Annotated in this window: 16 protein-coding genes, 5 tRNA genes and 1 pseudogene; 6 read left to right on the forward strand and 16 right to left on the reverse strand. The window is 34.5% G+C overall.

Going from position 1 to position 18,093, the window contains the following annotated elements; genetic code table 11:
* Nucleotides 1-76 precede the first annotated feature (76 nt).
* Complete coding sequence (dsbB, locus tag GTH25_RS09980) at nt 77-601, forward strand: disulfide bond formation protein DsbB (RefSeq protein WP_075673886.1); 525 nt, start codon at nt 77-79, stop codon at nt 599-601.
* Between the two features lie 85 nt (nt 602-686).
* Here dsbB and GTH25_RS09985 read toward each other — a convergent pair whose 3' ends face one another.
* The 5 genes from GTH25_RS09985 to GTH25_RS10005 form a co-directional block, all read right to left on the reverse strand.
* On the reverse strand, nt 687-995 hold the full coding sequence (locus tag GTH25_RS09985; RefSeq protein WP_075673887.1) for a putative hemolysin: 309 nt from the start codon (nt 993-995) through the stop codon (nt 687-689).
* Between the two features lie 33 nt (nt 996-1,028).
* On the reverse strand, nt 1,029-1,361 hold the full coding sequence (locus GTH25_RS09990) for an SMR family transporter (protein WP_075673888.1): 333 nt from the start codon (nt 1,359-1,361) through the stop codon (nt 1,029-1,031).
* A gap of 134 nt (nt 1,362-1,495) precedes the next feature.
* Nucleotides 1,496-2,725: a sugar transporter gene (locus tag GTH25_RS09995; RefSeq protein ID WP_099660536.1), complete on the reverse strand. Its 1,230-nt coding sequence runs from the start codon at nt 2,723-2,725 to the stop codon at nt 1,496-1,498.
* A gap of 459 nt (nt 2,726-3,184) precedes the next feature.
* Nucleotides 3,185-3,604 carry a hypothetical protein gene (locus GTH25_RS10000; protein WP_099660537.1) on the reverse strand — a complete coding sequence of 140 codons (420 nt, stop codon included), beginning with the start codon at nt 3,602-3,604 and terminating at the stop codon, nt 3,185-3,187.
* A 212-nt stretch (nt 3,605-3,816) separates the two neighbouring features.
* Complete coding sequence (locus GTH25_RS10005) at nt 3,817-4,602, reverse strand: class I SAM-dependent methyltransferase (protein ID WP_223672290.1); 786 nt, start codon at nt 4,600-4,602, stop codon at nt 3,817-3,819.
* 285 nt (nt 4,603-4,887) lie between these two features.
* Between GTH25_RS10005 and copM the strand changes: the two genes are divergently transcribed.
* The 5 genes from copM (at nt 4,888) to GTH25_RS19195 (ending at nt 9,049) form a co-directional block, all read left to right on the forward strand.
* Nucleotides 4,888-5,253 carry a CopM family metallochaperone gene (gene copM / locus GTH25_RS10010; RefSeq protein WP_075674028.1) on the forward strand — a complete coding sequence of 122 codons (366 nt, stop codon included), beginning with the start codon at nt 4,888-4,890 and terminating at the stop codon, nt 5,251-5,253.
* 166 nt (nt 5,254-5,419) lie between these two features.
* The gene (locus tag GTH25_RS10015) at nt 5,420-6,331 is read left to right on the forward strand and encodes an AraC family transcriptional regulator (protein ID WP_099660538.1); all 912 of its coding nucleotides are present in this window, start codon (nt 5,420-5,422) and stop codon (nt 6,329-6,331) included.
* 228 nt (nt 6,332-6,559) lie between these two features.
* The gene (locus GTH25_RS10020) at nt 6,560-7,729 is read left to right on the forward strand and encodes an iron-containing alcohol dehydrogenase (RefSeq protein WP_075674026.1); all 1,170 of its coding nucleotides are present in this window, start codon (nt 6,560-6,562) and stop codon (nt 7,727-7,729) included.
* A 453-nt stretch (nt 7,730-8,182) separates the two neighbouring features.
* Entirely contained in the window at nt 8,183-8,533 is a 351-nt protein-coding gene (locus GTH25_RS19190; protein ID WP_223673590.1) for a glycosyltransferase family 9 protein, read from the forward strand.
* A gap of 42 nt (nt 8,534-8,575) precedes the next feature.
* Nucleotides 8,576-9,049: a glycosyltransferase family 9 protein gene (locus tag GTH25_RS19195; protein ID WP_229581668.1), complete on the forward strand. Its 474-nt coding sequence runs from the start codon at nt 8,576-8,578 to the stop codon at nt 9,047-9,049.
* A gap of 274 nt (nt 9,050-9,323) precedes the next feature.
* Here the strand turns inward: GTH25_RS19195 and tnpA are convergent.
* The 11 genes and pseudogenes from tnpA to GTH25_RS10080 form a co-directional block, all read right to left on the reverse strand.
* Nucleotides 9,324-9,768: pseudogene (gene tnpA, locus GTH25_RS10030) on the reverse strand (IS200/IS605 family transposase).
* 207 nt (nt 9,769-9,975) lie between these two features.
* The gene (locus tag GTH25_RS10035; RefSeq protein WP_156733520.1) at nt 9,976-12,846 is read right to left on the reverse strand and encodes a DEAD/DEAH box helicase; all 2,871 of its coding nucleotides are present in this window, start codon (nt 12,844-12,846) and stop codon (nt 9,976-9,978) included.
* Nucleotides 12,839-13,249, reverse strand: a complete 411-nt coding sequence (locus GTH25_RS10040; protein WP_099660541.1) for a (deoxy)nucleoside triphosphate pyrophosphohydrolase — start codon at nt 13,247-13,249, stop codon at nt 12,839-12,841. Before GTH25_RS10040 ends, GTH25_RS10035 begins: the two co-directional genes overlap by 8 nt.
* Before the next feature lie 742 nt (nt 13,250-13,991).
* Nucleotides 13,992-14,078: transfer RNA gene (locus GTH25_RS10045), tRNA-Leu, on the reverse strand.
* Between the two features lie 167 nt (nt 14,079-14,245).
* Nucleotides 14,246-14,332, reverse strand: a tRNA-Leu gene (locus GTH25_RS10050).
* 126 nt (nt 14,333-14,458) lie between these two features.
* A tRNA-Leu gene (locus tag GTH25_RS10055) sits at nt 14,459-14,545 on the reverse strand.
* A gap of 5 nt (nt 14,546-14,550) precedes the next feature.
* A tRNA-Cys gene (locus GTH25_RS10060) sits at nt 14,551-14,624 on the reverse strand.
* Between the two features lie 25 nt (nt 14,625-14,649).
* Nucleotides 14,650-14,725: transfer RNA gene (locus tag GTH25_RS10065), tRNA-Gly, on the reverse strand.
* A gap of 141 nt (nt 14,726-14,866) precedes the next feature.
* Nucleotides 14,867-15,415 (reverse strand): CDP-diacylglycerol--glycerol-3-phosphate 3-phosphatidyltransferase, encoded by a 549-nt coding sequence (pgsA, locus tag GTH25_RS10070; RefSeq protein ID WP_075674025.1) that lies wholly within the window; start codon nt 15,413-15,415, stop codon nt 14,867-14,869.
* 55 nt (nt 15,416-15,470) lie between these two features.
* Entirely contained in the window at nt 15,471-17,303 is a 1,833-nt protein-coding gene (gene uvrC / locus GTH25_RS10075; RefSeq protein WP_156733522.1) for an excinuclease ABC subunit UvrC, read from the reverse strand.
* Nucleotides 17,287-17,946 (reverse strand): LuxR C-terminal-related transcriptional regulator, encoded by a 660-nt coding sequence (locus GTH25_RS10080; RefSeq protein WP_075674023.1) that lies wholly within the window; start codon nt 17,944-17,946, stop codon nt 17,287-17,289. The genes uvrC and GTH25_RS10080 overlap by 17 nt, the downstream gene beginning before the upstream one ends.
* Between the last annotated feature and the right edge of the window lie 147 nt (nt 17,947-18,093).

Raw genomic sequence — 18,093 nt, forward strand, 5'->3', positions numbered from 1 at the left:
GGTTTTGACTTTTTTTGCGCTTGATTTTTGGGCAGAATATACACTTATTTTATTTAATATTTAAATGGACATTATTATGCTGACTTCTCTTCGTCACTGGTCACAATGCCGTTTTTCATGGCTGTTGCTTGCATTAACAGCAATAGGTCTTGAAGGCGCAGCTTTGTATTTTCAGTACGGAATGGAATTAATGCCTTGTGTAATGTGCGTCTATCAACGCATCGCGGTATTAGGAATATTAGTTGCCGCATTGATTGGGGCAACCGCACCTAAAATGGCACTTATGCGTATGGCAGGTGGTTTCTTATGGATTTATTCTGCATACCGAGGAATTGAACTTTCTTGGGAACATACACAACTCATTCTGAATCCATCACCTTTTGCAACCTGTGACTTTTTTGTCACTTTACCCTCTTGGTTTGCTCTGCAAGATTGGTTCCCTGCTGTATTCCAAGCAACTGGTGATTGCTCTGTCAGCCAATGGCAATTCTTAACTTTAGAAATGCCACAATGGATGCTTATTATTTTCTCAGCTTATTTTGTTGTGGGTTTATTAGTATTAATGAGCCAAATAACAAGTTCTTTTAAAACAAAAGAATAAAAAAAGAAAATAGCCCTTAGCGATAAACTAAGGGCTATTTTTATAATAGATAATTAGTGATTAAAGATTCAACCCAAAATAAGCTTTAACCTGGTATACAAGCCCCTTCAATTAAAGCTTGTTCACTACAACGCTTACCATTAGCAAATTGACACACAGGTGTCTGACCACCATGTAATTCATAGTTTAAAGAAGGCACGCCACCTGAAAAGACACAGGTTGCCTTGGCTGATTCATCTAAGGGAATATCAAGGCTGGTTGTCGGTATTGTTCGACTCTTATTAACTACTTGTGTAGATGAATATTGTGTCTGTGTTGAATTACTGCATCCTGCAATAAAAGCAAAGCTAGTTAACATAAATAGATAACAAGCTGTTTTAAATTTCTTTTGCATCAAAGACACCCTAATTTTGTCCAGTTATTCCTATTAGTGTGAAGCACTTTTGGATAGTAGATTTATAATTAAAACACCAGCAATAATCAAAGTCATACCAACAATGGCTGGTAAATCAAGTTTTTGTTGATAGAGAAACACCGCCGCAACAGAAACTAAAACTATCCCTAGACCACTCCATATTGCATAAGCAATACCTAATGGCATCACTCTTACCACTTGGGAAAGTGCCCAAAAAGAAAAACAGTAACCTATGACGACCACAATAGATGGATACAAACGACTAAAACCATCAGAAGCTTTCAGCATTGTTGTCGCAATCACTTCAGATATAATTGCCAACATTAGGTAAGTTAATCCATTCATTTTTTCGCCTTAATCCTATATAAAATCAATTTTGTGAATTCTATCACAAGCGAGATTAAGGATATTCATCTACAACAAATAAAAAAGGCATCTTTCATATTGAATAGATGCCTTTATATCGTGGAAATACTTATTTAGTGTTGATGAAGCTGATTTTTTTGACGAGGTTCTCCGCCCATGGAAACACGATAGCGATTAAAGATAAAACCACACCAAACCACAGCAACAACACTTAATATTGTTCCTGCGTAGCCAAGATTTGTCATACCAGCATGTAAGATAACTTGATTACCAATCAATGCTCCAGCGCCAATACCGATATTAAAAATACCTGAGTAAATGGACATGGCGATATCTGTTGCATCAGGGGCTAAATCAATCACTTTGACTTGCATTCCAAGACAAATGCACATAAAGCCGATGCCCCAAAATATAATCAGTGCAATAAATGACGTTAAACTTTGACTACTCATCATTAATAAGCTTAAACAGAATGTCAGCAGAATTAAGGCAAAGAACAAGAATGATGTTGGCATTTTGGTACTATAACGACTAAATAAAATACTTCCCACAATACCTGCCCCTCCAAAAATAAGTAAAACCAATGTGGCAAAGTTTTGATCTAAATTGGCAATATCAACAACAAAAGGTTCTATATAACTATAAGCGGTAAAGTGTGCAGTAACCGCGATTACAGTTAACAGAAAAATACCCATTAATGGTCCACGTTTTAATAACACGGGCACACTTTTTAATGATCCCGAATGCTCACTTGGTAATAAAGGTAAATAGCGCATTAATGCAAACATGGTAATTAAAGCTAAAACACCAATTCCCATAAATGTTGCACGCCATCCTAACCACTGCCCAACAACACGGCCTAAAGGTAAACCAAGTACAGTTGCTAATGCAGTTCCTGTCGCTAATAAACCTAATGCTTGAGCTCGCTTACCCGCAGGCGCCACTCTAATAGCCAGTGATGCAGTAATCGACCAGAATACGGCATGAGAAAATGCAACACCAATACGCCCTACTAGCAACGATTTAAAATCCCATGCTACACCAGATAAAATATGACTTAAAATAAAGAGAATAAATAAAATAATAAGTAGCTTACGTCGCTCAACTTTGCTTGTCATTATCATTAAAGGCAAAGACATCAAAGCAACAACCCAAGCATATATTGTGATCATTAAACCTGTTTGAGCCGGAAGCATGCCGAAGCTGTCAGAAATATCACTTAACAGTGCAACCGGAACAAATTCTGTTGTATTAAAAACGAAAGCCGCAAATGATAATATTATTACTCTGATCCACGCTGTTTGACGGCTAACTTCATTTACATTTGATGTTGCGATATTCATAATTAATTGATGCTTTCTTAAATTATATTGATATATATGCCATGCTTTTTACAGAAGCTTTTGTCTGATTTACTTTTCTTACTTGAGCTAAAATGTATTTATTATATTGAAAATAAAAAAATAACATAAAGATAAAAATGTATTTTGTTAAAAACAAAAAATAAACTAACTTATCACTAAATCTCATTGCTAAAGCGAATCAGCTATCAATTTTAGCATCTCATATCATGATTTTAAATCCCCTTCGCAACTTCTTTTTAACGTTAACATAATCTTCTAATAGAGAGATTGTAGATATAAATGACCTATCACTATTTTATGTTGAAGAATAAAAACATGCTCTTTTCAAGAAAAATATATCGAATATTCATTGAATTAAGTTAAGAGATATTAATTTAACAGTCCGAAATAATCTTACTGCTGGACAAAAGATAAATAAAAATAGAAAGGATATTGAGATTACTGACTCAAATCATTAATAACTTGAAGTGCCTGTTCGCAAGCAATATTTTTCGTAGATGATGTTGAACCATCAAAAGCATTTTTGATAGTTGAAATTTGTTCTTTTGCGGGTCGTGGTAACGTTAAATTTCCATTAGAAAGTGCTTTTTCTACATCATTTAGCTTTTCAGCTAACTGCTGACAACTTCCATTGTTATTTTTAGATTGGTAAATAGCCATAAGCGTATCGCGCTTTGCATCTACGCTAGAAAGAGTTTCACGTATGGTAGATGACGAACTTTCAATCACTTCGCGGTTTTCATTCCAAAACTCAGTAGTATTTTCTTTAATGACAGACACAATTAAAATAGCAACAAGAATAGCCAGCATAATAGTCAGCGACAATATTCCTCCCGCAATAATAAGTATCTGTTTCATATTAAACTCCACATAAAAATTATTTTTTTAATATTTCTTTTTTAATATATATAGTCAAAATAAATAGGATTCAATCTGGATTACGATTCTTTTTATTTTTTACATTTTATTACGGAGGTATACAGTTCTATTTATTCTTATTTATAAAAGAAAACGAGCACCTAGTTTGACTTAGGTGCCACTAATTAATATATAAATTTTTCTTGATAACATTACTTTTTAGAACAACATGCAATATAATTTAAAACATGTCGATTCTCTCTAAAAAAACGGAACATTGATAAAAATCGTGATCTATTTTTCTTATTTATCAACCCATTCTTAATTATTTTTGCAGTCCTAAATAAGCCTTCATCACGAATTAAACCAATAGGTGACATTAAACTCATATTACCTGATTTTATTTTTACTTCTGAAAAACCAACATTAATAAATAAATCGTGCCACTCTTGCTGAAACATAGGTGCTACATTTGATTTCACTATATCGATTAATTTTTTTCTATTAACATCATCATTTTTCTTCATAATATCGTGAGTTAATAATAAGCCACCAGGTTTTAAAACCCGGTAATACTCTTTTACTAGTTTTGTTTTGGCTTTATCTGCATACATTGTCAGCATCGCTTCATTTATCACAATATCAAAAGTATTATCAGGAAAAGGCAAAGATAACGCATTAGCTTTTGTTAATTGGATCAAATGTGATAATTGAGCGCTATCGACATTTTTTTGCGCTTGAGACAAAGCATTATCATCCATGTCGATAGCAATAATATGACAACCGTATTTCTTGGCAATCTCGATTGAAGTTGTCGCCATATTACAAGCAATCTCAAGAACATGGCTTGATGATGTAAAATGTGCATTATTAATTAACCAATCAGATGCCTCTACACCACCCGGTCTTAAACGTGTTTTCCCTAAACTCGCTAAAAAGGTATGCCCTGCTTTTGACGGTTCTTGAGACATATATTGCGTTGTAGTTTGATTATCCATATAGACACCTTAAAGTTGCATTATTTATACAACTTTATAGTAAAATAGATTTAATGGGAATAGTTATCATTAATTTTCTTTTTTATAAAGAAATTCCGAATATGCAAAGAGGTATAAAGTTAGATATTGATATATACCCATTGAAATAAAGTAGGTAAAAAGACTATTTTTGTAATTACGTCATTAAAGGTAAAGAATATTAAACTTTGAATAACAACATTGACCTTCCCCTAGGGGGAATCTTTAGAGTGATAACAATTTCACGATAAATTAAAGGAAACTGTTATGAAAAAGTTTTTACCTGCCGCAGTTATTTTAATGAGTGCTATCTCTTTTGGTGCAATGGCAAACAATACACATATGAACATGGATGCATCACATAATAGCTCTCCAATGCAAAAAGAGCTTAATGAATCTATGAATAAAATGCATGCTGATATGGCAAAAGGAATGAATACTGATAATGCAGATGTTGCTTTTGCTGATGGCATGATAGCCCACCATTTAGGCGCTATTGATATGGCTAAAATTGAGTTGAAATATGGTACTGATCCTGAAATGCGTAAACTAGCTCAAGCTATTATTGATGCGCAAGGCCCTGAAATAGAACAAATGCAAAAATGGTTAGAAAAAAATAAAACCAATAAATAAGAATTTTATAAGGCTGTGATTTATTAGGCACAGCCTGTTTTATTTTTAATATTTCCTTTCCTAATTTCTTATTAAAGTAAATCAAATAATTTTCTAATACTCATCTCATATATTATAATATTACGACTACCATAATATTAATCGCTTTATCACGTATGGGGTCCATATGAATAATTTAAAAAACATGGCGTTATTAACTCAAAAGCTAGCCATGCAGATTAAAAAATGGACTCATGATACTAATCAATTTGAAACCCCCATTCCAGGATTAACACTAACACACTGGACTTCTCCTACACCAATTACCAGCCATACTCATAAATCAGGGATCTGTTTAATTGCCCAGGGCGAAAAGAGAGTGATCTTAGGAGAAGAAAGCTTTATTTACGATGCCAATCATTTTTTAATTTCTTCAATAGAACTCCCTGTTATGGCAAATATTATGAAAGCCAGCAACGAGAAACCGTTTTTAGGGCTAGTTATGGAGTTAGATCTGCAAGAAATATCACAACTTATTGTTGATAGTGGAATAACATTTAGCTCAGATTCTAATGCCCAAAAAGGCATTGCTGTTGGTGAATTATCAGAACCTTTAGTCAATGCGTTTATTCGCTTACTCACTCTTCTTGATGAGCCTGATAGTATTAAAATTCTTGCTTCTGGTATAAAACGTGAAATTTTCTATCGTCTATTGATTACGGAGCAAGGTGAACGATTGAATCAAATTGTCACAGCAGGTAGCCATAGTCATCAAATAGCTAAAGCGATTGATTGGCTAAAAAGTAATTACATAAAACCATTAAATATCAATGAATTGGCTTCATGTTCAGGAATGAGTAAATCTGCTTTTTATACTCATTTTAAAACAATGACATCAATGACTCCGCTTCAATTCCAAAAAAAATTACGGCTCAGTGAAGCCCGCCGATTGATGTTAACTGAAAATTTAGGAGCAATGACAACTACTTTCCGAGTTGGTTATGAAAGCCCTTCTCAATTTAGTCGTGAATATAGCCGATTATTTGGAGCTCCACCGGCAACCGATATTAAGATGCTTAAAGAAACAAATCATATTTAACCGCTATAAAGTTTCTTATTCTCTCTATTACCAAATTTATATTATTCACAATCATCATTTTAGTTTTTTGGAAAAATAGGCAAGAGACTAAGAAGATCAGACATTCATTTCTAAATACAAAAGCGATAGCATTCTACTCAACAAATAATCCATTCCTATCTTATTTGAAGTTAAAAAATACAATAAACTTCAATTAGATAATCTTTAATCTGGCAATAGGATCTCATAATGCAACTCGATTTCTCTTACTATAATCCAACAACTATCCATTTTGGTAAGAATTCTCTTGCTAAATTGAATGATGAATTATCACATTATGGCGAAACAGTTATGCTGATGTATGGCCGAAACGCGATTAAATCTAATGGACTCTACGATGAAGTTATCGCGATACTCCGTCATGCTGGTAAAAATATTATTGAATTATCAGGTGTTATGCCAAACCCAACTTATAAAAAAATGATGGAAGGCGCTCAATTAGTTCGTGAACATAACGTCAGCTTAATTTTAGCCGTTGGTGGAGGCTCTGTCATTGATTGTGCTAAAGGGATCTCTGTTTCTGCTTACTGTGAAAATGAAGATCCATTTCAAAAATATTGGGTTGAATATCAAGAAGTTAAAAATAAAATTATTCCTGTTGCTTCAATTCTTACCATGGTAGGTACAGGCTCTGAAATGAATGGGGGTTCTGTTATTACACATGAAGACACAAAATATAAAATTGGCCGAGTATTTCCTGCCAATGTATTTCCTAAGTTTTCAATCTTAAATCCAGAATATACCTTTACTGTTTCTCAGTATCAGATGGTCAGTGGTGTATTTGATACCATGTCGCATTTGATGGAGCAGTATTTCTCTGATCAAGGTGCAAACACAACAGATTACTTAATTGAAAGTTTATTAAAATCTTCGATTGATAATTTACGTATCGCACTTAAAAATCCAAGTGATTACGAAGCAAGAAGTAATCTTATGTGGAATGCAACACTTGCACTAAATACCCTCACAGGATTATCAAAAACACAAGATTGGCAAGTCCATATGATTGAGCATCAATTAGGGGCTTATACAGACTGTGCACATGGAATGGGACTTGCTGCAATTTCTCTACCTTATTATCGTTTTATCTATAAATTTGGCATTGATAAATTTGTACGATTTGCAACTCAAGTCTGGGGTATTTCAACAGAAGGAAAAACACAAAATCAAATTGCACTTGAAGGTATTGATGCACTAGAACATTTCACAAAAGAGTGCGGTATTGTAACTTCATTAGAAGACTTAGGTGCAACAAGAGAGATGCTTCCTGAGATTGCGCAATCAACCACAATTATTGGTAGAGGATATAAAAAACTAACCACTAAAGATGTCCTCGATATTTTGGAAGCATGTTTTTAATTATCTATCAATACTCTTGTTAGCATCACCTTAGCCACTAAAATAAATTTCATATTTAGGCATGTAATAAATACGATGATTATCTAAGAAATAGTCATCGTATTATCAATAGCTCAACATTTGAACTTACCCCCTTCTTATTTCCTCTTCAAAAAGCAGATTAATTCTCTGATAAAGATGCCCCTACATGTCGAATAGCCTATAATCATAAATACATAATATGATTACAGCTGAAGTTATACTTTTCAGCAATGAACTTCTCTCATTCGAATATACATAAATCTAACTATGCCTAAAATATTAATAATACAAAGAGATAACATTGGTGATTTAATACTTACAACACCATTAATTGATACTCTTGCCCATGAATATAATACGAAAATAGATCTGCTCGTAAACTCTTACAATCAAGCGATTCTAGAAGGTAACCCTTCTGTTGGAAATATCCATGTGTACAGCAAGTTACATCATAAAAAATCAGGCCAGTCATCCTTAAAACTTATTCTTAGTCGCTTGAAAATTATTCTTGATATGCGTCGTCAACATTATGACGTTGCCATTATTGCTCGTGATCATTGGGCCAAAAGAGCATTACAATGGGCAAAATTATCAGGCGCTAAGCGTATTATCGCTATTGGCAATGACACACCTTCAGCAGTGACAGATCCAATTCCAACACCGTCTAATAAAGGTCATATCGCTGAGTTGTTCTGTCAACTAAGCCATCCTCTTGGAATAGAGAAAAAAGCAGGTCCTTTAAAGTTGTACGTCAAAAATGAAGAAATTGCTACAATTCGCTAACGTATTAAAATAACTGAAAATATTCCTATTTATGGATTACAAATTAGTTCACGCAAGCCACAACAACGTTGGCAAGCAGAAAAATTTATCGCGTTAGCGCACCAATTAACACAACGCGAAAAATGTCATATTCTTCTCTTTTGGTCGCCAGGCAGGAGCGATAATAAACTGCACCCTGGTGATGACGAAAAAGCACAATTTATTCTCGAACAGTGTAAAAATATTCCTATCACACCGCTGCCTACACAAAACCTTAGAGAATTAATGGCCGGTATGTCTTTATGTGATCAAATGCTAACTAGTGATGGGGGAGCATTACATATTTCAGTAGGTGTTGGTGTACCGACAGTAGCTATGTTTGGTAATAGTGATGCTGATTTTTGGGGGCCGTGGCATATAGCGAATGAAGTACTAAAAGCGCCTGAAAATAATGTAGAGCTTCTTACGGTAGACGACGTATTGGCTCGCTTTATTACACTAAGAAATAGAATTATTGCCTTAGACACTAAGAGTTAATCGGTGAACACTTAGACAAAACAATATCAAATATAAATCACCTTTATTGCCACAACTGATAAGGTGATTTTTTATTTTACACACTATCAAATTTACAAAACCATATTAGCTTAAGTGACTATAAGATAATGTGTTCAATTTAATTTTTACTTTTTGATAATAAACCACCCGTAAAATGGGTAGTTTGCTCTTGCCCTATAAAGGCTTGTTACCGACTGCGCCTAAATGACGCAGCTTTCTCTTCGTTCAAGCTAAGTGCCTTTGCTACCTTGGCTTACCCTTTGAAGGGGGTCACATACTCTTTACTACTCAATTTATCCAAGATTAAATCCGACTTTTCTTGCTCTCTGATATACTTCTGAATTGTGGCTTCATTGACCCCCTACTGTACATACATAGAACCCTTCCGCCCAAAACTTTCTGTTTTTTAAATGGGCGTGTCTATCGAAGGTCATTAGCGAACTTTTATCCTTCAAATATCCCATGAAACTTTAAATACCTATTTTTGGTGGAATACTCACTAACATATGAACATAATCTGGCATAAGATGACCTTCGATTATTTCCACTGCTTTATACTTACAAAGGTCTCTAAGGATCTCACCTATACTTAAACGAATATTATAAAAAATAACTTTCCGTCTATTTTTCGGCAAAAAGACAATATGGTATTTACACAGCCACTTTGTATGTGCTGAACTTTGTGCTTTAATGCCCATAAACACCTTTCCTTATTTAAGTTACGAATATTAGCTTGAACATCTATATCGTAACGGAAAGGTGTTTTTCTTGGTATAACCCTTGAATGCCACCCGCAAAGCAGGTGGTTTTATGTTTAAGACACTGATGCGACTTAAACTGGCTAAAGCCAAAATCAAAAAAATAGACCTCAATAAGGTCCACTTTTTATATGGTGCCTAAAAAAATTAGGCAATTAAATAATGATACAAACTTAATTCTATCGAATAATGTAAACGCAAATGCATTGATACAATAGAGTGTGTTTTTCCTCCATCGATCTCTGTTGCTTGCTCATCCATAATCGAATCTTCAACGATATCAGCTGGGCCTAAATAATAAAATTCTGTACCTTCAGAATCATCTTTTTTAATAAAAAAATGTATTACAGCTGTTTTATCTTTTTGAGATTGAAATATTTCAAGCATTGGTCCTGAATTTCGTGTTTGCTTAGACTTACTATACCATTTGATAAGATCTGGACTTAATATCTTATCTTCATAATGCACCTTGGAATTCAAATCTTCCGTTTTTTGATAAGTTGTGAAAATAGGCAGTGTGTTATGTTTAAGGCGATAACCATAAATAGTACTTGATTCGTCCTTATGCCAATTTAATAATCGACATATATCTTTTCTACTGTAACGCTCATACAGTTTTAATGGTGTAGATGAAGAGTATTTTTTATTTTTCGCTTTTGCTACATTTATAATATCTAAGAAGCGATTTTTAAACTCTTGATTACATTCTAATAGATTTTTTATTTCTGATGCCAGAATATAATTTTCTGATGCCTCATCATAAATAACTAAAGAAGATCCACCATACCTTTTTCGTTCAATCTCTCCCCAAAAATCATAATTCAATATTCTTTGGACAGAAATTATAGTTTCTACTGTATAACTAACTTGATTATCATCTAAAACTTTTAAATAATTAGCATGTAATAATGTAGATTGGATATATAAAGTTTCTAATAATAAAACCTCATGTAAGCGTTTACCATTTAATAACTCCCTCATTAAAAACAGCAAAACGGCATCCGCATACACCCCAAAAGTTTTTATGGGTTGTCCTTCCATTGAGGCAATAAAGTCATCATATGTTTTATATGAACTGGCTATAACACTAGGATCTACACTATTATTGGTAATAAAATCCAACAATAACGGGATACGGCCTATACGGTTTTTTAAATCAATGTAAGCCTTTTTGATGGATCGAACACTATCAAGTTTGACGGAAGAAATAGCCTTAAGCACTCTCTCCTGTGCTATTTTTTCAAAGCTAATATTACTCAAACCATATAAATTACCAGGATCAATAGCTGCTCGTCTGATACTTTCTTTATTCAATGAGTTATCACCCATCAAGGCTATTGGGATCAAATAGTTCTTCTGATAATTCCCTATAAAATCAATAACAACTAGATATTCTTTAGTTGGAAATTTGCGCAATCCTCTACCTAGTTGCTGAATGAATATGATGCTTGATTCCGTTTGTCTCATCATAATCACTTGATTTAAACATTGAATATCAATGCCTTCATTAAATATATCCACAACAAAAATATACTGAATTTCTCCAACTTCAAGCCGCTTAATAGTGTGTGCTCTATATTCCTGTGGATCTTCTCCCGACAATGCTACAGTTCTATAATTTCTATTATTGAATTCATCTGAAAGATCTCTTGCTTCATCTAGTGAACGACAAAATATTAAACCTTTGGGTGAATCACCTGAATACCCATAATATTCTATTTTTTCAATTAGAAAATCGACTCGCTCGTCACTAACTAAATGTTTCAGATTGGATAAATTATCAATTAATTCGCCATTAAGCTCATAATCCACCACGCCAAAATAATGAAAAGGCGCAACTAAATCCATTTCTAATGCGTCTTTCAAGCGGATCTCATATGCAACGTTATAGTTAAACATTTCAAAAATATTAAATCCATCTGTTCTTTCTGGCGTAGCAGTCATACCAAGTAAAAATTTCGGTTTAAAATAATCTAAAATTTTTTGATATGAAGTAGCACCAACTTTATGGACTTCATCAATAATAATATAATCAAAATAATCAGCTGAAAACTTATCTAAGTGTTCTGTCTGTGACAAAGTTTGTATTGTCGCAAAAAGATAATTAGCGTTTAAATTTTTTTGATTTCCCGAAAAGATACCATATTCAATCTCGGATGAAGCGGGAATAATTTTTTTAAAGCTTTCGGATGCCTTTAATAAAATTTGTTCTCTGTGTGCCAGAAACAGCATTCTCTTGGGTTTAGCATTTTGTATTTCAAAGGCAGATAAATATGTTTTACCACTTCCGGTAGCAGAAATAATAAGCGCTTTTTTTTTATCTTGATCTCTTAAAGCCTTAAGATTTAGCAAAGCATCTTGCTGCATTTTATTTGGTTTAATTATGTCTGTATTAACTACTTTAGATATTGAGTTATCTTGCGGGTATAGCTTGTTATTTTTCTGATATTCAATCGTATATTTATTGATAAAAACCAAATCTAATAATTCACTAGCTCCCCACTCATCTTCAAATATATCTCGTAATTTTTTATAGATATCACCATCTTGATAGCTCGTAATAGCAAGATTCCATTCATAATTTATCTTTAATGCATTTGCCGTTAGATTTGAGCTACCAATAATTGTAGTTGAGTAATTTTCATAATGAAAAAAATAGCCTTTGGCATGGAATCCCTGCTTTGTTGAAATCTTCACTTCTAAATTAGAGATTTTTAGTAATTCTTTAAATGTATCAGGATGGTTAAATGTTAAATAATCTGATGTTAGAAGTCGGCCAGTAATTCCTCTAAGAGACAAATCTGACAAGATTGTTTTAAGTAGAGATAAGCCCGATTTAGTCACAAAAGCGACCGCAATATCAAATGATTTTACATTTTTTAATCGATCAATAATGCCTGACAACAATTGATCATCATAACTTTGATTTGTAAAAACCTCAGCTTTAAGGTGATCTTTCGCTTGTATCTGATGATCTACAAAGCTGTGTAAAATAGACTGCTTAAAATCTTTATGCATTGCGACTCTCTTCTTTTAAGATTTTTTCAACAGCAGAGATATCAGCGGGGGCCCAATTTAAAGTTAGTAGCTCAGAAATAGGAGTCCACATTCCTTTTTCATGTTCGTATAATTGAATCTTTCCACTTTGAAGAACTGACTTATAAACACTTAAATTAACATTTATATTCTCATATTCGTGTAAATGAGTATCGATATGTGCTTGTACCAGTATTTCACATCCTAATTCTTCTTGAATTTCTCGTTTAAGTGCCTCTTCAGGAGTTTCACCGGGTTCGATTTTACCTCCAGGGAATTCCCATAATCCTGGCAAGCTCATTTTTTGAGATCTTAAGGCACAAAATATTTCATTTTTTTCGTTATACATTGCAGCTGCAACAACATAAATAGTTTTTTTAGTCATAAATCTGGAATACCTAATACAATATTTATTTGAATACCCTCAGTATATACATTTATTTACCATATATTCCTTATATTCATCTCTTTTTGAAAATTATTGAAAATAATTTTTTAAACAACAAAAATGGTCAATGGCTTAATTTCAAACAAGTAAGGATCATAGATCGCTCTGATAGTTGTGTAAGATTTTCTAATCCACTCCGATTTCTTTTTTATGCTATTCCTTCGGGTCATTCGAACTATTTACCTATCTCACTCTTGTATCTTATTTTCTCTAAGATCTCCGATGAATATCTGATGGATGCTAGAGCAACAGACACTGTTCAAAAATGCAGGATCCAAATAGAAATGATAGTTTGGGATATTGCTAATAGGGAGTCGAATGCAATACTCTGACGCGTACTCGATACTCATCAAAATGATGCTACTTTTAACTAAACAGCTAATAAAATATCCAGAGTAAGAATAATCGAAGGTGTGAATAGCTTATCCGGTGGAAGTGATTATTATGGATAAAGAATTTAATTTACTTTGGAATAGCAACCAAGCCATATCTAATATGGCTTTAAACAAATCTACCTATGTTTGATTGACCATCCAAATATGTTGCTAAAGATAGTCTTAATATCACTTTTTAGCAGCTTGTTGATTGATACGGTTAAAGTTTTTGCCGTACCAATATGAAAAGAAAAATATTATCCATAAAGAAAAAAACGGACCTCATTGAGGTCCGCTTTTTTATATGGTGCCCAGGGCGGGACTTGAACCCGCACAGCCTTACAGCCGAGGGATTTTAAATCCCTTGTGTCTACCGATTTCACCACCTGGGCTAAATTGTATTTACTTGTTACACTTAATACCCGTTTATCAAACAAGATAGATAACAAATAAATTTAAAGCATTCACTTCTAAACTAACTTTAGTTTTTACTCTTCTCTCACCAACTTGCTTGCTAATGGAAGAAAAAACGGACCTAACTTAAGGTCCGCTATTTGTATGGTGCCCAGGGCGGGACTTGAACCCGCACAGCCTTACAGCCGAGGGATTTTAAATCCCTTGTGTCTACCGATTTCACCACCTGGGCTAAATTCTGTGGTGCGTCCGTAAATTCTTATTACTAAGAGAGATACTGGTATGGACGACTTATTACTTACTTCTCAATGCCATTCACAATGGACTTTTTTGCACCAAACTCTTTATCTAAAAGAGATGGTGCCCAGGGCGGGACTTGAACCCGCACAGCCTTACAGCCGAGGGATTTTAAATCCCTTGTGTCTACCGATTTCACCACCTGGGCATTAATGGAGGCGCGTCCCGGAATCGAACCGAGGTACACGGATTTGCAATCCGCTGCATGACCACTCTGCCAACGCGCCTCAACTGCTCAATCTCATTAGAGATTGGAGCGGGAAACGAGACTCGAACTCGCGACCCCAACCTTGGCAAGGTTGTGCTCTACCAACTGAGCTATTCCCGCTTTACCGAACTTGCTGATTTACTTATTTATTTCCGTAAACCGTTGTGCCTTTCGATGCGTTGCATTCTACTGATTTCCTGAATCTAGTCAACACTATATTTGCATCTTTTTGACTGTTCGGTGAATTTTCAGTCATTTCGATCAACCTTCGCGCAAATCTGACCATGCAGCGCTCAAATATTGAAACATTGACCAGAATGTCAACACAGTTGCAATATATAATAAAGCGAATCCAAACCACTCCGCTTCAACAGTAGGACGCCATAATAACACAACCAGTGAACCCATTTGTGCGGTTGTCTTCACTTTTCCTATCCAAGAAACTGCAACACTATTACGCTTTCCTAATTCAGCCATCCATTCTCTTAGTGAAGAAATGATAATTTCACGAGCAATCATGGTTGCTGCGGGTAAGGTTATCCACCACTCATGATAGTATTCAGTAATTAAAACAAGTGCTGTTGCAACCATTACTTTATCCGCTACTGGGTCAAGAAAAGCCCCGAAGCGAGTAGTTTGTTTCCATCTACGTGCTAAAAAACCATCAAACCAGTCAGTTGCAGCTGCTACCATAAAAATAATAGCGCAGACTAAGGGAGCATCTTTGAATGGTAAATAAAACACCAAAACAAAGAATGGGATTAATGCGACACGAAATAGAGTTAGCCAAGTTGGGATATTTAGTTGCATAGCGTTCTACACGACCTAGAAAAGTGAGAGTTATTAATATGGTGCATCAATACACTTAGTGTTTCAACGCATTAAAAATTTTTTCTGCTAATGCAGTCGAAATTGTGGGGACTTTCGCAATTTCTTCAACACTTGCGTCTCGCAAAGCTTGTAGCCCTCCCATATATTTCAACAACATTTGACGACGTTTAGGCCCTACACCTTCAATAGATTCTAACGAACTAGTATTTTTCACTTTTGCTCTACGCTGACGATGTCCAGTTATTGCATGACGATGCGATTCATCACGAATATGTTGGATCAAATGCAACGCAGGTGAATCCGAAGGTAATGCCATCCCTTCACCTTCTGGCACAAAAAACAAGGTTTCAAGCCCTGCTTTACGATCACTCCCTTTTGCGACACCTATTAATTTCGGGTGTGATTTGTCCCAATCAACATCAAGAGAATCAAATACCTCTATTGCTTGTGCTAATTGCCCTTTACCACCATCGATAAAGATAATATCTGGAACCTTAGTCTCTTCTAATGATTTACCATAACGTCGAGTGAGCACCTGATTCATCGCCGCATAATCATCACCAGGAGTAATACCACTGATATTATAGCGCCTATATTCAGATTTTAATGGGCCATTCATGTCAAATACTACACATGAAGCCACAGTTTGCTCTCCCATAGTGTGACTAATATCAAAACATTCCATTCGTTTTATCTCTTTCATGCCAAGAAGAGACATCAACGAGGTATAACGTTGTGAAATTGTCGATTGCTCGACTTGTTTTGAAGCAAATGCTGTTGCTGCGTTTGTTCTGGCTAATTTTAAATAACGAGCTCTATCACCGCGCGGTTTTGTTTGAATTTGAATTTTTCGCCCTGCTATTGAAGAAATAGACTCAGAAAGAATGGCTTTATCTTCTAAATTAAAATCAAGCAAGATTTCAGTTGGTAAAGTTCGAATTGCACTACCTTGTAAATAAAATTGGCCAATAAAAGTCTGAACAACTTCATCAATTGAGGTATTTGCGGGGACTTTAGGAAAATAACTCCGACTTCCCAACACTTTACCTTGACGGAAAAAGAGAACATAAACACAAGCAATCGCACCATTAAAAGCGACACTGATCACATCAAGATCATCACCAATATTAGCGACAAATTGTTTTTCAGTCACTTGCCTTACCGCTTGGATTTGATCACGAATGCGAGCGGCCTCTTCAAAATGTAACTCTTGGCTTGCTTCTTCCATACGTTTAACCAATCCTTCAATAACTTGCGAATCATCACCTGAAAGAAAAAGTCGTACATAATTAACTTGTTGAGCATATTCTTCATCAGAAACATAACCTTTTACACAAGGTGCAAGACAGCGGCCAATTTGATATTGCAAACAAGGTCTTGAACGATTGCGATACACACTGTCTTCGCATTGACGAATAGGAAACAATTTTTGCATTAACGCCAATGTTTCTCTTACTGCAAAAGAGTTAGGGAAAGGCCCAAAATATTCCCCTTTCGCATGTTTTGCACCGCGGTAACTAGCAAGTCTAGGGTGTTTATCACCACTTAAATAGATATAAGGATAGGATTTATCATCGCGTAACAACACATTATAGCGAGGTTGATAACGCTGGATGTAGCTATGTTCAAGCAATAAAGCTTCTGTTTCTGTATGGGTGATCGTGACATCAATATTGGTGATGCACTTCACTAAAGCTTCAGTCTTACGGCTATTTACTTGTGTACGGAAATAGCTCGAAAGCCTTTTTTTCAGATCTTTAGCTTTGCCAACATAGATTACTGTGTCTGTCGCATCATACATCCGATAAACACCTGGTTTATCTGTGACTCGGCTTAAGAATGCTTTGGCGTCAAATTTGTCTTCCACTTTGTAAATGACTCTCTATCTCAATTAACCCATAACGTATTGCTATATGTGTTAATTCTACATCACCTGAGATTTTAAGTTTACTAAACATTCGGTAGCGATAGCTATTTACTGTTTTTGTATTAATATTCAGCTCACTTGCAATTTGTGCGATTTTTTTTCCTCTAATGATCATCGACATAATTTGCAATTCTCGTTCAGATAGATGATGTAACGGATTTAATTCTTGCTGTAGTTTTGTGAGTGCGATTTCCATAGCTAACTCTTGGCTTATATATCGTTGACCGATACAAACTTGTCGAATAGCTTGCAGAATATTTTCACAAGAAGTATCAACGACAATAAAGCCTTCGATACCTAATTGAAGAAGTGTTATTGATAATATAGAGTCTATTTTTGGTGAAATAACAATAATTTTAATTGATAAAGATGATCGCTTTATTCTTTTTATAGAATCAATTAATGACACTGAAGGTACTGAATAAATAATAATAAGATTAACCGAAAATTGTCGACAATAACGAAATGCATCATTTTCATCATTCATCACCTTTCGGATATTGATTTTTTTAATCTGACTAAGAAGTGTTTTTATTCCCAAGCTAAATATTTCAACTCGACTTATTATCAATGTATTGATCAATAAAACTCTCCTTTTAAATCAAAACAAAACATAACAAAAAACATTAGATCAACTTGTTATAAACTTTAAAGAAAACATCATACTATACTAAAAAATAGTAACCTAACTCTTTCTTAGTGTTACTTAATGTTTATTTAATAAATATCA

Source organism: Proteus terrae subsp. cibarius, from assembly GCF_011045835.1.
GTDB lineage: Bacteria > Pseudomonadota > Gammaproteobacteria > Enterobacterales > Enterobacteriaceae > Proteus > Proteus cibarius.